The 14,652-nt window shown below is 37.8% G+C and carries 13 protein-coding genes and 2 pseudogenes; 4 read left to right on the top strand and 11 right to left on the bottom strand.

Annotated features, from left to right (window positions below; all coding sequences use genetic code 11):
* Window positions 1-63 precede the first annotated feature (63 nt).
* Together ACFVS1_RS06695 and ACFVS1_RS06690 are read right to left on the bottom strand one after the other, a co-directional pair.
* Window positions 64-540: a glutathione peroxidase gene (locus tag ACFVS1_RS06695; RefSeq protein ID WP_387545856.1), complete on the bottom strand. Its 477-nt coding sequence runs from the start codon at window positions 538-540 to the stop codon at window positions 64-66.
* A 78-nt stretch (window positions 541-618) separates the two neighbouring features.
* Entirely contained in the window at window positions 619-1,152 is a 534-nt protein-coding gene (locus ACFVS1_RS06690) for a hypothetical protein (RefSeq protein ID WP_387545853.1), read from the bottom strand.
* A 168-nt stretch (window positions 1,153-1,320) separates the two neighbouring features.
* Between ACFVS1_RS06690 and metA the strand changes: the two genes are divergently transcribed.
* Window positions 1,321-2,229 (top strand): homoserine O-acetyltransferase MetA, encoded by a 909-nt coding sequence (gene metA / locus ACFVS1_RS06685; RefSeq protein ID WP_387545851.1) that lies wholly within the window; start codon window positions 1,321-1,323, stop codon window positions 2,227-2,229.
* Between the two features lie 107 nt (window positions 2,230-2,336).
* Here the strand turns inward: metA and ACFVS1_RS06680 are convergent, their stop codons facing one another.
* From ACFVS1_RS06680 to ACFVS1_RS06665, 4 genes are all read right to left on the bottom strand, one after another.
* On the bottom strand, window positions 2,337-3,032 hold the full coding sequence (locus ACFVS1_RS06680) for an AIM24 family protein (RefSeq protein ID WP_352920654.1): 696 nt from the start codon (window positions 3,030-3,032) through the stop codon (window positions 2,337-2,339).
* Entirely contained in the window at window positions 3,032-3,727 is a 696-nt protein-coding gene (locus tag ACFVS1_RS06675) for a class I SAM-dependent methyltransferase (protein WP_352920652.1), read from the bottom strand. Before ACFVS1_RS06675 ends, ACFVS1_RS06680 begins: the two co-directional genes overlap by 1 nt.
* Window positions 3,728-3,900: 173 nt before the next feature.
* Window positions 3,901-4,329 (bottom strand): transcriptional regulator MntR, encoded by a 429-nt coding sequence (mntR, locus tag ACFVS1_RS06670; RefSeq protein WP_387545848.1) that lies wholly within the window; start codon window positions 4,327-4,329, stop codon window positions 3,901-3,903.
* Between the two features lie 102 nt (window positions 4,330-4,431).
* The gene (locus ACFVS1_RS06665; protein ID WP_387545845.1) at window positions 4,432-6,603 is read right to left on the bottom strand and encodes a DNA topoisomerase III; all 2,172 of its coding nucleotides are present in this window, start codon (window positions 6,601-6,603) and stop codon (window positions 4,432-4,434) included.
* Between the two features lie 206 nt (window positions 6,604-6,809).
* Here ACFVS1_RS06665 and ACFVS1_RS06660 point away from each other — a divergent pair, with 206 nt between their 5' ends.
* On the top strand, window positions 6,810-7,601 hold the full coding sequence (locus tag ACFVS1_RS06660) for an STAS domain-containing protein (protein WP_387549222.1): 792 nt from the start codon (window positions 6,810-6,812) through the stop codon (window positions 7,599-7,601).
* Between the two features lie 769 nt (window positions 7,602-8,370).
* Here the strand turns inward: ACFVS1_RS06660 and ACFVS1_RS06655 are convergent.
* The 4 genes from ACFVS1_RS06655 to ACFVS1_RS06640 form a co-directional block, all read right to left on the bottom strand.
* Window positions 8,371-8,688 (bottom strand): hypothetical protein, encoded by a 318-nt coding sequence (locus ACFVS1_RS06655; RefSeq protein ID WP_387545843.1) that lies wholly within the window; start codon window positions 8,686-8,688, stop codon window positions 8,371-8,373.
* Window positions 8,689-8,826: 138 nt separating this feature from the next.
* Window positions 8,827-9,321, bottom strand: coding sequence for a GNAT family N-acetyltransferase (locus ACFVS1_RS06650; RefSeq protein WP_352920646.1), 495 nt, complete (start codon window positions 9,319-9,321; stop codon window positions 8,827-8,829).
* A gap of 1,306 nt (window positions 9,322-10,627) precedes the next feature.
* Window positions 10,628-11,767 carry an NADH:flavin oxidoreductase gene (locus ACFVS1_RS06645; protein ID WP_387545840.1) on the bottom strand — a complete coding sequence of 380 codons (1,140 nt, stop codon included), beginning with the start codon at window positions 11,765-11,767 and terminating at the stop codon, window positions 10,628-10,630.
* Window positions 11,768-11,826: 59 nt separating this feature from the next.
* The gene (locus ACFVS1_RS06640; RefSeq protein ID WP_387545838.1) at window positions 11,827-12,474 is read right to left on the bottom strand and encodes a DsbA family oxidoreductase; all 648 of its coding nucleotides are present in this window, start codon (window positions 12,472-12,474) and stop codon (window positions 11,827-11,829) included.
* 195 nt (window positions 12,475-12,669) lie between these two features.
* Between ACFVS1_RS06640 and ACFVS1_RS06635 the strand changes: the two genes are divergently transcribed.
* Together ACFVS1_RS06635 and ACFVS1_RS06630 are read left to right on the top strand one after the other, a co-directional pair.
* Window positions 12,670-13,524 carry a LysR family transcriptional regulator gene (locus ACFVS1_RS06635; RefSeq protein WP_352920641.1) on the top strand — a complete coding sequence of 285 codons (855 nt, stop codon included), beginning with the start codon at window positions 12,670-12,672 and terminating at the stop codon, window positions 13,522-13,524.
* 10 nt (window positions 13,525-13,534) lie between these two features.
* Window positions 13,535-14,212 (top strand): annotated as a pseudogene (locus ACFVS1_RS06630) (hypothetical protein); the annotation flags it as partial.
* 95 nt (window positions 14,213-14,307) lie between these two features.
* Here the strand turns inward: ACFVS1_RS06630 and ACFVS1_RS06625 are convergent.
* A pseudogene (locus ACFVS1_RS06625) lies at window positions 14,308-14,587 on the bottom strand (IS110 family transposase); the annotation flags it as partial.
* Window positions 14,588-14,652 lie beyond the last annotated feature (65 nt).

The raw sequence follows: 14,652 nt of genomic DNA, 5'->3' as shown, positions 1-14,652 counted from the left end.
TTAAATTTTCTTACCTCAAAAAAAGAGCCCAACAGAAGCTTCCGTTGGACTCGATATCATTCCTCATATTAATTTTTTTATATCCTCTTCCATATCCAGAGGTTTTGTTTTAGGTGCATACCTGCTGACAATATTTCCATTTCGGTCAATCAAGAACTTTGTAAAATTCCATTTTATTGATTTGGACCCCATCACTCCTGGAGCATTTTCAGTCAAATAGCTGAATAAGGGATGGGCTTCCTTTCCTTTTACATTCACTTTTGCAAACATCGGGAATGTTACACCATGATTCAATTTGCAGTATGAATCGATTTCCAGATCATCACCAGGCTCCTGATTCAAAAACTGATTACATGGAAAACCAAGTACGACAACCCCATCCTCTTTATATTGCACATACAGGCTTTGCAAATCATCATACTGTGGCGAAAAACCGCATTTGCTTGCAGTATTCACTATGATCATCACTTTCCCTCTATATTCCTCAAGTGAGATGGTTTCGCCATTAATTTTTTTGACTTCAAATTCGTAAATGGACATATATGATCTCTCCCTTTAGTATGATGATTCATTTTACCGTATTTAAAGGTACGTTTACCAACTTTTATCCTTTGCCTATCATCCAGGAATCTTCACGGCTTGGATGGATTGAATCAAATACTCTACCATGTCTTCCAAATCATCCATTTGCTCTTCTTTTACAAGCCTCCCAAATGATACTTTATATATAGATGAAGTAACGGGTTGCATTTTTTTACTGACCGTATCGCTGGTCGTCACCGTTATGATTCTTTGATCTCCCCAAATTTTTTCCAGGTCGTTCAACAATTGTTCAGCATTCACTTCATCAAGCTTTTTGGGAAAAGAAATGAAAATATTGACCGTGCAGCCCGTATGCGTATCACCAATATCTGCATCGAGTAACTCCGAACTTAGGTTCTTGAGTGAAGCGTGTAACTCGATGGCACCGCTAATCGGAATAGGCGTCATTGTTTTTTTCAATTCCATCTCAACCTTATATGATCTGGACATGGTTGAGAGATTCACTATATCATCACGGTTTATGACCAATATATCTCCAATGAAGTCACGATCGTAAACCGCTCCTTCCAATACCACTTTCATGTTCTCAAATGCTGTAGGATCAAACAATCTCCAAACACCTCTCCGACTTATAAGTTTATGTATTCATGATCTTTCCATTTTACCATTCCCGGGACATTTCCTTCGGGATTTTCAAGAAATTATTAAAATAGCTTTTCTATTCAATAATTTTCTATATAATTAAAATATTATGATTTTTGAAGAAGGAGGCTAATTATGCCAATCAGAATTCCGGAACAACTGCCAGCAAAGGAAATTTTAGAACAGGAAAATATCTTCGTTATGGATGAGGAAAGAGCTACCAATCAGGAAATCCGTCCATTGAATATATTAATTTTAAACCTAATGCCAGAGAAAGAAAAAACGGAGGCCCAATTATTGCGCTTTCTTGGCAATACTCCCATTCAAGTAAATATTTCATTCCTGCGCTTGAGCACACATGAATCAAAAAACACAAGTAAATTTCATTTAGATCAATTTTACAAATCATTTAATGAAATTCGCACGAAGAAATTTGACGGCTTGATCATTACAGGTGCTCCAGTAGAAAAGCTGGAATTTTCAGACGTTAATTATTGGGAAGAACTGCAGAATATCATGAATTGGTCAAGCGAAAATGTCACATCCACCCTACATATCTGTTGGGGGGCACAAGCTGCCCTGTACCATCATTATGGAATAGGCAAACACGAACTTCCAGAGAAATGCTTCGGCGTATACACCCATGAGGTCCTTGAACCGAATGAAAACCTAGTCCGCGGATTCGATGATTATTTTATGGCCCCTCATTCACGCCATACGGATATTGATTATCAAAAATTAGTTAACCATCCTGAATTGAAGGTTCTCGCACAGTCCGATCAAGCTGGTGTATTGATCGCTGCTTCGGTTGATGGAAAAAGGATCATGGTTACGGGCCATTTCGAGTATGATGCCGATACCCTAGGTGAAGAATACAGGCGCGATAGGGAGCGTGGGATCAATACGCAGCTCCCTGAAAATTACTTTCCTGATAACGATCCCACCAGGATACCACTTCACCGCTGGAAAAGCCATTGCAGCTTGATGTTCTCGAATTGGCTGAACTATTATGTCTACCAATCAACTCCATATGAGTGGGATTGAAAGGGTAAGAAAAAAGAAGCTTTCACTTTTAAGTGAATCGTTTTCTTGGGCAGCCACTTCCGATTATCATGGGAAACAACCTGAGTTTCTGACTCAGGTTGTTCGTTTCATGATTCTTTATTAGCAAAGTATACCTCTTCAAAAGGTTGGACGACCACAAATCCTTGACCCTCGAATTTCATTTGAACGGATTCACCGCTTCCCCTTCCAAAAAACGATTTCAATGAAACATCCGTTACGAATTCAGGCTGCAATTCCCCTGACCAAGCTACTGTGGCATTCGGGTCCGTATAGACCGGATTCCCAGGTTCCACCATTAAAGTAAGCGGCTCATAATGAGAAGTAAATGCGACCATGCCTTTCCCCTCGAGCCTCACGTTGAACAATCCCCCTGCCAATAAACCGGCAATGCGCCGCATCATTTTTATATCCCATGAAATCCCCGGCTCAAATGCAAGTAAGTCATTTCCGTTAACACAGATCGATTCACCATTTAACTGTAAAATGGAAATCTTCTTCCCTTGATCCGCGACGTATAGCTTGCCGCTTCCGGTCGCTTTCATCAAGGATGCACCCTCACCAGTTAAGGCTTTTTTAAAGAGTTTACCAAGACCATGCTCCAAGATGCCTTCCCGCTCGAATTTAATATGACCGCGATAAGAAACCATCGTTCCCATTTTTGCCCAGATCTGCTTTTCCAAATTAATCTCCAGGATTCGTTCCGTTTCAAGTTCGAATAATCCTTGCCCTTTTTCCCGCTGCTTCGTCTTTTCAACGAATTGATCGATTTGATACTTCTCCATCACTGCCCCACCTCTTTTTGCATGAGGAACAGCCACATGAACGAGACAGCTTGCTTTAATTCCTTTGAAAAATGTCCCAGCTTTGTATAGTCCACTCCTCTCTTTGCAACGCCGGTATCCGCTACTGCCTTCCATCCCGTTTCTAAAGCCATTTTTTCAAATTCCCAAGGCTGCATTGTATTCATGATAACTTGGTCTCCTAATAGCCGTTGAAAACTGAATTTTTTTCGTGGTTCAGCTGTTGGACCAAGTATTCCAAAACAGACATAACCTCCAGGCTTTATGACCCGTTGGATTTCCTTCATCACCGTTAATGGTTCACCCGTATATTCTAAAGAATTAATGACCATTGCTCCATCCATTTCTTCATCTTTGAATGGAAGATTATAAAAATCTCCTTGCAGGAAAGAAAGTCCTGGTTGTTGAGCGGTTTTTCCCTTAGCAAATTCAATCATCACATTGGATAAATCAACTCCGGTTACTTCATATCCCGCTTCGGACAATTTTAAAGAACCAACTCCATCTCCACAGCCTATGTCAGCCACCTTCACACCCGAAGGTACAAATTCAGAAAAGAAAGGTATAATGTTTTTCCGGCTCCCGGTTTCCCACATTTCTTGCGAATTCTTCACCCACATAGGTGCAAAAACATCCCATTCCTTTTTCGACTCTTTATGCCATGTATGTATATTCATCAGAAATTCACCCTCCTATTTAACCCCTAATTAAATAAGTTCCTGTAAAATATTTACCCGAATCAAAATACCGGGGCTTCCCTATAGCTATTCTGCTCTTCATTCAAAAATCCTCTTTTAAAACGTCTCCCGCCAGTAATCTTCAAATACAAAAAAAAACTGCCAGCGGCAGTTTATTTTGTATTTTCTTCATTTCTTTTTTGTATCTTTCGTAAATCCTCGACACGGTCAGGAGCTTCTTCAAAGAATTCAACCAGGTCTCCAATCCTATCGATGGCATTCCAACTAAGGTGGTGTTCAATCCCCTCTACATCATGATAAATATTTTCTTCCTTGACCCCAATCAACCTTAGCATCTGTTCTAAAAGTTCGTGACGATATACGAGCCTTTTACCAACTTTTTTCCCATTTGCAGTTAAAACGAGACCCCGGTACTTTTCATATATCAAATATTTTTCCTGATCCAGTTTTTGTACCATTTTTGTAACAGAAGATGGGTGGACGGAAAGATTTTCGGCAATATCGGAAACTCTTGCATATCCTTTTTCTTCAATAAGTAAATAAATTTGTTCTATGTAATCCTCCATGCTCGGTGTAGGCATTCGGAATCCTCCCATTCAAACGCATATCTAAAAATTTTACTATATAAACGACCCCGAAACAAGAAAAGATAAGTCTCAGGGCGCCTTTAATGATGTTTCTTCTCAAGTTTGCTTGACGTTTTGTTCTGTTGGGAATGTAAAACTGATCTTCTTTTCAGAATCGGACCACGATAAAATGGCATCAAAGGTTTTTTCGCCTTTTTTAAAACCGCTTATCAAATCCGTCTCACCGCTCGCCAACAGCTTTTTTATATTTGCTTGACTGATTTTCTTATTAAGGATTTTTTTGGAGATCGTGAAGTTACACTTTGTTTTTTGATAACTTACACATCCATAGAATTCCCCTTTATCGACAATCTTAGAACCGCATAGTTTACAGCTGCCCACAGATGCCGAGCTTCTTTTTTTAGGACCGCTCCGTTGAATCGACTCGGTGTCCAGCCCTTGAAAATCCCAGCTTTCCGATGATTCCACGGCATCACTGATGATTTTTGCTGACATCTTTTTAACTGCTTCCATAAAGCCGCCAGCTGAAGCCTTTCCTTCACCGATTTCCCTCAAACGCTGTTCCCATTTGGCTGTCATTTCAGGTGAAGCCAGAATCTTCTCCCCGATGGCAGTAATCAGCACTTTCCCTTTATCTGTCGCAAAAACCTGATTTTTTTTGACATTGATGTATTTACGGTCTTTGAGCATGGTAATGATACCAGCCCGAGTTGCTTCGGTCCCGAGACCCTCGGTTTTCATCAGCACTTTTTCTAACTCTTCATTATCCAGATGCTTTCCGGCCGTTTTCATCAAAGTGATCAGCTGACCTTCTGTATAGCGCTTAGGAGGCAGGGTTTTTCCTTCTTTCACCTTTATATTGGCGACCTTTCCAGTATCCCCTTCGGAAACGGACGGCAAAATGATATCATCATCCTTGTCATTTTGGAAAATCACTTTGCGCCATCCCTCTTGAATCTGCTGCTTGCCTTTAGAAATGAATTCCGCACGCTTATCGACAAGCGTTTTAATGGTGGTGTAATCGAAAATGGCTTTCTCATAATGGGCCGCAATCAACCGGCGTACCACCAAGTCGTATATATTCCGTTCTTCGGCAGAAAGCCGCTTCGGGTCGGTTACCTGCTCCGTCGGGATAATTGCATAGTGATCAGTCACTTTTTTTTCATTTACAAACCTTTTATTATTCATGATGTTCGGTTGCGGCAAAGGAAACAGGGATTCATATTCTGAAAATCCGCTTAGTTTTTGCAAGATATCGGGAAATGTTTCGGCTTCCCCTTCCGTTACATAATTGGAATCGGAACGGGGATAAGAAACGATCCCTTTTTGATATAAACTTTGTACGATATCAAGCGTCTGTTTCGGTGAATATTTATAAATCTTGTTCACTGTCGCTTGCAATGACGATAGATTAAATAACAAAGGCGGCTGAAATTCTTTTCTTTCAGTATCCATTTCAGCTATTTCAGCTTCCTTACCCTTGCAAAAGGCGGCAATTTTATCAGCCATTTCTTTTGTCTTTATTCTCGGATCATTGTTCTGCTGCCATTTCCCCTGATATTTCTTTCCATCCATCTTGAAGTCAGCGAACACTTCCCAGAACGGCTCAGACTCGAATTGCTCAATTTCCATTTCCCGCTTCACTATCAAAGCAAGAGTCGGTGTCTGAACCCTTCCAGCTGAAAACACATCCGAAACGCCCCTTTGTTTCAATAGGATGCTATACGCTCTCGACGCATTCATTCCCACAACCCAGTCCGCGCAAGCTCTCGTATACGCTTCATAATAGAGCGGCCTGGTTTTTTCCTCACTCTTAAGATTTTGGAATCCCTCATAAATCGCTTTAGGGGTCAAAGAGGAAATCCATAAACGTTTCATCGGTTTATTGACATTGCATAGATTAACGATATTGCGTACAATCAATTCTCCTTCACGCCCGGCATCACCTGCATGAATGATTTCATCGACTTCCGGTTTCCTAAGCAAGGTCTTCACAACATTGAATTGCTTTGCCTTTTGTCGGGTCACTTCATATTGAAATTTCTCAGGAATCATCGGCAACGTTTCCATCGACCATTTTTTCCATTTTGAATGATAGGTTTCCGGTGAAACAAGTTGACATAAATGCCCGACGGCCCAAGTTACATAAGCTCCATCGGGAAAAACTTCATTCGGCATGATTTCTATATAGCCTTGCTGTTTCTTCGTTTTAAATTGAGCCGCTAGCGTTGAACCTTGATCTGGTTTCTCCGCAATGATTAGCTTCATGATCATCTTCACCTAATCCGTTACAAAATATCTTTCCCCTATCATTATACCTTAATTATCACAATCGGCTAGATATGACTTCGTTTTTACTGAACCGATAGTAGAAAGCATGGAATGACTGCTTGCTTTCGGTGAATAGAATGAGCAGTATAAAGATATTTGATTGGTCATCTAAAAGATGCTAGTTTTAAACGCTTAGCTGATTACTGGAATTCATCCAAGGAAAGAAAGCGGATTTTGAAGGTTCATTATTAAACGAAGCATCTAATGTAAAAGGAAAAATCGAAGAAATTTTAAAAATTGGTAATATTGACCTGATAAATAATGCCCATAGTCTGATTCAATACATTATTGAGGGTAAAGAAAAAGAACTTCAAGCATTTGCTAAACAAGAAGGTATAGCTTGGGCGACACACGCAATACCATTATATTTCAAATTAGAGTGGGTGCAAGCCATTCGAAGAACCTTGTGGAAGTTCCTACAAGGATATAACGAGGTAACGAATCAAGTTATAAATGAAGATTTTTTTTCGGTAGAAAAACAAATAAATAATCAAGTAGACAGGTTTTTAAATGTTTTTTTTATCACATATTCTCATTACAAAGATTCATTGATAATGGCTCAAAGAGAATTGGTCGAAAATCTTTCTGTGCCAATAATCCCAATAACACCCACTATATGTATTTTGCCTTTAATTGGTGCGGTTGATCTTTACCGAACGAATATTCTCGAGGAAAAAGTTTTAGCAGGGATTGGGAAATTACGTATTCAAACATTGATTATGGACTTATCTGGAATTATGGAAATGGAGGTTGAAGTAATTGATCATTTAATGAAGATTATTGACGGCACTTCATTAATGGGATGTACCACTGTGATCACCGGGTTAAGAGCTGAAGTGGTTAGAAAAATGATAAACGTAGGAATAAGATTAAATGAAAAAGCACAAACATTGGGAACTTTACAACAAGCATTGAATAAATACCTATTAAGTTAAACACGGAGAATCCTAGAAGAGGGTCGCTTTGCCGACTCTTTTTTAATTGACTATATTCTGACCAACTGTCTAAAAAATTGTTCCTGCCTAGCAGTTACATCTTGGTATAAAAAATATAGTTAGGGTATTTAGTATTTAATTCAACACCAATCAATTCGTTTTGATCTTCAACTAAAATGCCCGGTTAGTAGCATAAAGAAAGAGCTGCCCTAAAACAGCTCCAATTTTAAGCTACCGCACCCGTTAGTTGAAGAAGAGAACTGACAAAACAAACTGTGAAATAAAAAAAACCTCTATTAATTAGAGGTTTTTTTAGAACTATCTTGCATAACTTTATCAATAGCTGAAATAGTGGATTTTGTATCTTCACAGTTTTCGATAATTTGTGTATCCAAATGTGTTAGTTTATAACAATTATTGTCAAAGCATACAGACAATAACGGTATACCATTTTTGTTTTTGAAAGTTAATGTTATTTCACAGTTATTATACTGTTTTAAGGTTTCTAACATTGTTTTAATGTGGCCTAAGGACATATCGTCTTAGTCTCCCTTCTATTACAGAGGGAAGATGACTAAGAGAAGTCTGGAGGTGCCCCATATAATTTTAATTTTAACTCTAATTAACTATAACATACTAATGTTTAAAAGTATTGTTATTCGATGTAGCTTAACAGTACGAATACACTACACTTGTAACAAACCTGCCCTTTTAGTTCCATAAGAAAAAGCTGCCTTAAAGACAGCTCTGATCCTCAACTAACGTTATTTTAATAAACAAACTTAATTTTTTTCACTTTTTCGAAATAGAAACCTGTTCCATTTTCTTGTGGAACAAACCCTTGTTGAGCTGAACTATTTTCTACCATATTTTGCTCTTCTGCTGTTATAACTGTGGTAACATCTTTTCCTTCAGCTACCGTACCTTCTCTACGATCTTGTTCCTCTCTAGTAACAAGTTTATATGTATCTGTTTGTTTTAAGGAAACTTCAGCAGATGCTTCTGTCTTTTGCAAGTCTTTCGCAAAACCGATTGATACTGCTAAAACTTCTGCAAAACCGAGGGTTAAAACTAATTTCCCTTTCATATAAATACCTCCCAACTGTGTTACTTTTAAATTTATTTCTTCAACTAAACTGCCCCTTTAGTTCCATAAGAAAAGAGCTGCCTTAAAGATAGCTCCGATCTTCAGCTAACGCACCCGTTAGTTCTATAAGAATACCTTTTAAAAGTAGTCGGGAATATCAAAAGGTATAAAGTCAATATCATTTTCTTTAGAATAATACATACAAATACTATCCTTATATTTTTGCTTAGAAGAAGGTATTTCAATAAAATTAAATCTTCTATAAAAGTCTGACCCAATATCGCTATATAAGAAAAAATTATTACAATCTATATTTTGCTCTAATTTGTTTATAACTTCTTCAATTAATATAGAAGCATACCCTTTTTGTCTTAAATGTAAAGGAGTCGCAATTGACCCAATCCCTCTAACAAGTATGTCTTCTGAAAGATTTAATTCATATACTATTAGGGAACTTAATAACTCTTTTGTATCAGTTTCCTCCAGAACATACCATTTCCCCTTTTTGTACTTACTGGAACCCTGACACATCGTTACATATTCTTGAGAAAGCATTTTGTCTCCCCAAACATCATAGCCCATCATATAAACTACTTCCATATCCTTGTCTGTTGCTTCTCTAATTTTTTTCAATATATCTCTCCTTATGACTTTATTTTCTTATAGACTCACTTCGCCTTTCAAAGTTTAAGTCCTTTATTTATGGAACTAACCTGCCCCGATAGTTGCATAAAGAAAGAGCTGCCTTAAAGACAGCTCTGATCTTCAGCTAACGCACCCGTTAGTTCATTAAAGACATACCTAATGAATGAATTTCCAGTTGTAAAAATGAGTAATACACCAATTCCGATTAAAACAATCCGCCAGAAACAATAACTACTTATAAAAGGTAAAATATCGATTTTTCCTTCTTCAACCTCCTTTATACCCTTATATAACCACTTGTACTAAAACAAACCAAGCAACAGAAAAATAACTCCCGTTACAAAAACAAATGAACCACCTATCATTTCATCCATTTCCTCGAACTCCCTACTTTTTCATCTACCATTATCTTAGTATATATTACTCTTGAACTATCCTGCCCCGATAGTTGCATAAGAAAAGGAGCTGCTGATCAGCTCCTGATAATGAAGTAAACCAACTAATAGGATGTCAATATCTTTCTCTAATATTTTCATTTCCCTTATGATATACTATTTTTGACCATGCCAAATAACCCTCCAAAACCCTTTTGGAAGGATTTTTCTCTGTTTCACAAAACCGTTAATTAGGCTAAATCTAGGTACGTTTCTTTTCTGCTTAACGGTGTACCACCGACTGTCGCGCCCTTTATGGGTAGCACTCATGGGAGATTAATCCTTTTTTGGTCGTTGCGCTAGCCTCCACTTAATTGGAGGTTTTTGTTTAACGATTTACCAAACTCAATCAGATCACTCATAAGGCTCAGCCTTTTTATAAAAAGCGTTTTTACTGGGTCTATTTTGTTGTGGTTTTTTCTAGATTTTGTGCTTTTTTAATTTTCATGGGGGTTGAAGAGGAAATTATTGTTTATATATACTCATTATTTGTCCTTATTTCACTTATATGTATGGAATTTCTACCATTTATATAACAGAATAATCAAGAACATTATAAAACAGACCATAATGTTATCTATCCAATTAACCTCTTGTTGATTTGAAAGAAAGTTTGAACAAAAATACCTCACAAATCCGTATTTTATGATAAATAAGAAGAACCTATTTTGAAAAAAAGATTGATCAAAATGGGCTCTTTCTTTGTGAAGTATTGTTCAATTTTTATAAAAAAGTTTGATCATTTCCTATCTAAGTTGTTCCACAATCGCGCTCTTTTGTTGAATAAGCAGTTCAAAAAAAGGCGTTAATCCTTTTGGGATTAACGCACGATGTAGATTTTTTATAATACACAACGACAGCTATACTTGAGCTTCAAAATCTTTAATCTTAGCATTCGGGCTTAGTATCTTTTCCGGCTGGAAATCGGCTATAGGTTCCCCGGCTTTCACTTTGTTTACCCAGTCATGATTGGCTAGCGCCCCCTTTCCTAAGGTAACCACGTCAGCCTCTCCTTTTCCAATGATTTTTGTAGCTGTTCCCGGATTCTCAAGGTGCCCATTCGCAATAACAGGTAAGTTGCTGTATTTTTTTGCTAACCTTGCAAGTGAAGCTCCACCATCTCCAAAAGCTGAATCGGTTGCGGTCGTGCCTTCTCCTTCCGGAAATGCTGGCTGCCATGCTTCATATTCCGTGACATGGATAAAATCAAGACCAGCTTGGCCTAGCTGACCAAAGATAATCTCAGCATCCCTTTCTTTTCCCTGCCACTTGTGAGAGTAATCATTTACTTTCCCTTGTGAAATTCGGATCCCAACGGTGTAGTCCTGTCCAACAGCTTCCCGAACAGCTTTCGAAACCTCCACCAGTAAACGCACACGATTTTCTGTAGAACCACCATATTCATCCTTACGCTGATTGGTATAATCCGTTAGGAACTGGTCTAATATATAGCCATTTGCCCCATGAATTTCAACTCCATCAAATCCAGCTGCTTTGGCATGTTTAGCCGCATTCACAAATCCGTTTATTACTTCTGTGATTTCTTCCTTTGTCGCTTCTCTTGGTGTTGGAAAAGCCCCTTTTCCTCCGTAAAACTCCATTTGTTCACCTTTTGGCGGAACAGCAGAAGGAGCAATCGTTTCATTCACCAAACGATTTCCTTGTGAAAGTGCTCCTGCGTGCATGAGCTGTGCAAATATTTTAGCTCTAGATTGATGAACAAAATCCACTACCTTCTTCCAAGCTTGTACTTGTTCATCATAAACAATGCCTGGTTGATTTAAATACCCTTGACTATACTTATCATCCGGGTAAATTCCTTCTGTAATAATCAGTCCAAATCCACCACGGGCAAATGACGTATAGTACGAAACCATTTGATCGGTTGCATACCCTTCCGGTGTAGCACTTGTCCGCGTCATTGGAGCAACTCCTACCCGGTTTTCTATTGTTGTGCTACCTAATGTCACTTTTTCAAACAACAAGTCTTTATTTGTCATGAATTAAACCCCTTCCAAATTAAAAGCATATATAAGTATTTTCCATTTCATTGAATGAATTAACATCCGTCAATGCCGCAGGTCATACCTTCTGTTAATATTTGTGGCTTTTGTTTATCCAATTCATCCTTAATGATTTGTTCAAGAGTTTCTTTAGAACGCACCCCAGCGATTTTGGTATCACCAATAATAAACGTCGGAACGGCAGTAATATTTGCTTCTTCATAAGCATGTTTCAATGCTTTTTCATGTGCATCTTTGTACCTTCTTGTTGTTAAAGCCTCCCGAAACTCCTTTTCGTCCAATCCTACTTCACCAGCTAATTTTGTTAGTACATCGATGTTACCAATATCTTGTTCTTCCCGAAAGAAGGCGCGTAGCATACGGTCATTGTATTCATTACCTTTATCTTTTTCCTTTGCATATTGATACCCTTCAAAGGCTAAATGAGTATATGGCTGAGGAGACACTTTTGGAAGGACAATGTCCATCCCCATTCGTTCTGCCATCGGATAAACGGACTGTTTCCATGTACTTTGTAAATAATGTCCTTCCGGCTTTAAAGTTTCATTTGGATATGGACGCAGCTCATACGGCATCCACTCCACTTCTACATCTTTTCCTTTTATGGCTTCTTCAAGAGGTTGTTCTGCCAAAAAACAAAAAGGACATACATAATCTGAATACACCTTGATCTTTACCGTCATGTTATTACCTCCTATATCATGCTCATCTTTGTTGCATATATAACATACCCTACCTTTTTAGGTGGAAACTAATCATATTAAACAGACTTTTGTATCTGCGTACTATTTATTGTAATTCACCGTCTGTGTTTAGTAAAATTGATATTATCGAACAATTAGTTCAATAAAATTGAACCATAGAGGAGACAGTTATATATGGAGCTTCGTCATCTTATAACACTTAAGACAATTGTAGAAAGAGGGGGATTTAAAAAGGCTTCTGAACATCTTGGCTATGCTCAATCTTCTGTTACAACTCATATTCAAGAATTAGAAGAGGAAGTAGGAAAACCTTTATTTGATCGACTCGGCAAGAAAGTCGTTTTGACTCATTACGGCGAGCGACTTCTTTCTTATGCGGTTAAGATCATTGAATTGCATGCTCAGGCGTTAAGCACGGATGATGAACCAATAGGCGATCTTATTATTGGCATATCGGAATCGCTGACGATCAGTCGTGTTCCATCTATTCTTTTAGAATATAAAAAGTCTTACCCGAAAGTTAACCTTTCCCTAAAATCGATAGAAAATTATAATGTTGCATCAAAACTTCAAAATGGAGACATCGATTTAGCATTGGTATTAGAAAAAGAAGATTGGTCTATTCCTGAGATTTATAGTGAAAAACTGAAAAGAGAAAAAATGGTTTTGATTAGCCCACCAGAGAAAGAAGAAGACACTAGAACAGTTCTATATACTGAGCGATTATGCAGTTATAGGTCTGTGTTTGATGAGTATTTAAGGTATAAGCAGATGGATGTTAAAGAAAGTTTAGACTTTCAAAGTATTGAAGCGATAAAGCAATGTGTTAGAAGTGGTTTAGGAATTTCAATAGTGCCTTACTTTTCGGTGAAGGAAGAAATAGAAAGTAATAAACTAAAAGGCGAAGAAGTAGAGCCAGAACATCCGGCAATTGCTACATTTCTTACCTATCATAAAGATAAATGGCTTTCTCCGTCCATGAAAAGTATGATTTCTTTAATAAGAAACCATGCTAAAAATTGGGTGTAATGAGTTCTATAAACGCTATACAATTCTAACCGTATATTTATTGCAACTTACTGAACAGTTAACCGATAAGGCTTTTGAAATTCATGATAGACAGATACTAAGTCTGCTATCAAAAGGACGAAAAGCTCAAGAAGAAATGCAGAAGAGGAATGGTAAAAAAGTAAACGAAAAGGTCATACATTTTTCTAGCATAGGGCAAGCATTAATAAAAGCAAAAACGGAAGGATTAGATGTCTTTGAGGTTTTAGAATCCGTTATTGAATGGAATTCTTTTGTATCTTCAGTTGAAGAAGCTCAAGTACTAGCCCGACCGGTTGATTATGATTATCTGGATTTACTCCAAAAGCGCGCTTTTATTCCCTACGAAAACATACGCCGACACTATTAAAAGTTCTAAATTTTCATTCAACAAAGTCCAACGAAACACTTTTGCATGCAGTTGAGATTATACGTGGAATGAACGATTCTGGAAAGCGAAAAATCCCTGTTGACCCACCAGTAGATTTTGTATCAAATCGTTGGAAGAAGCACTTATATGAAGCAGACGGTACAATCAATCGTCACTATTACGAAATGGCTGTCTTAAACGAAAAGCCTTAATGATAAGCTAAAGTGGCTGTCTACTAATTGGACCAAATTAGAGGGAGTTTCCCTCGAGAAAGGAAAACTTTCAATTTTAAATCTGAAAAATTTGTCTCGGGAGATTCATTAAGACCATTAATAATTACTTAACGTTGTTAAAAACCAGGTAATTGTCAGGAAAATCGGCTTAACGTTGTAAATCCGCATTTCCCTGACGGTACCCCTGTGTGAGATAAGGGGATTAACAATAATATAAACATATTTTTGTTCCTCTAAAAACTGAATAACGGGAGTATGATAGTGCCCAGTTGATTCTAAAACACGAAGGTTGATAACCGCCAGCAGCTCTCTCCACCTCATGTCCCTAAACCTTCAAGATCGTGTTTAATACTAATGCTCTTACGATATGGTTTACCCTTATATAAAAATCCTTTACCTGACTTTCTCCTTTTGATACATCCAGACCAATGACTGGATTCATACTTTATCTCCTCCTAGAAATACAATATTAGTCTGTATCCCCTAGGGCTTTTTGTAATGTCATAG

The sequence above is a fragment of the Peribacillus sp. NPDC058075 genome, assembly GCF_042885195.1.
Taxonomy (GTDB): Bacteria; Bacillota; Bacilli; order Bacillales; family DSM-1321; genus Peribacillus.
This window is presented reverse-complemented; position numbering and strand designations above follow the sequence as displayed.

Excerpts from the sequence above, each read along its gene's own strand:
- ACFVS1_RS06695 (WP_387545856.1), bottom strand. The coding sequence starts at position 540 with ATGTCCATTTACGAATTTGAAGTCAAAAAAATTAATGGCGAAACCATC.
- ACFVS1_RS06635 (WP_352920641.1), top strand. The coding sequence starts at position 12,670 with ATGGAGCTTCGTCATCTTATAACACTTAAGACAATTGTAGAAAGAGGG.
- mntR (WP_387545848.1), bottom strand. The coding sequence starts at position 4,329 with ATGCCTACACCGAGCATGGAGGATTACATAGAACAAATTTATTTACTT.
- ACFVS1_RS06665 (WP_387545845.1), bottom strand. The coding sequence starts at position 6,603 with ATGAAGCTAATCATTGCGGAGAAACCAGATCAAGGTTCAACGCTAGCG.
- ACFVS1_RS06655 (WP_387545843.1), bottom strand. The coding sequence starts at position 8,688 with ATGAAAGGGAAATTAGTTTTAACCCTCGGTTTTGCAGAAGTTTTAGCA.
- ACFVS1_RS06645 (WP_387545840.1), bottom strand. The coding sequence starts at position 11,767 with ATGACAAATAAAGACTTGTTGTTTGAAAAAGTGACATTAGGTAGCACA.
- ACFVS1_RS06675 (WP_352920652.1), bottom strand. The coding sequence starts at position 3,727 with ATGAATATACATACATGGCATAAAGAGTCGAAAAAGGAATGGGATGTT.
- metA (WP_387545851.1), top strand. The coding sequence starts at position 1,321 with ATGCCAATCAGAATTCCGGAACAACTGCCAGCAAAGGAAATTTTAGAA.
- ACFVS1_RS06640 (WP_387545838.1), bottom strand. The coding sequence starts at position 12,474 with ATGACGGTAAAGATCAAGGTGTATTCAGATTATGTATGTCCTTTTTGT.
- ACFVS1_RS06680 (WP_352920654.1), bottom strand. The coding sequence starts at position 3,032 with ATGGAGAAGTATCAAATCGATCAATTCGTTGAAAAGACGAAGCAGCGG.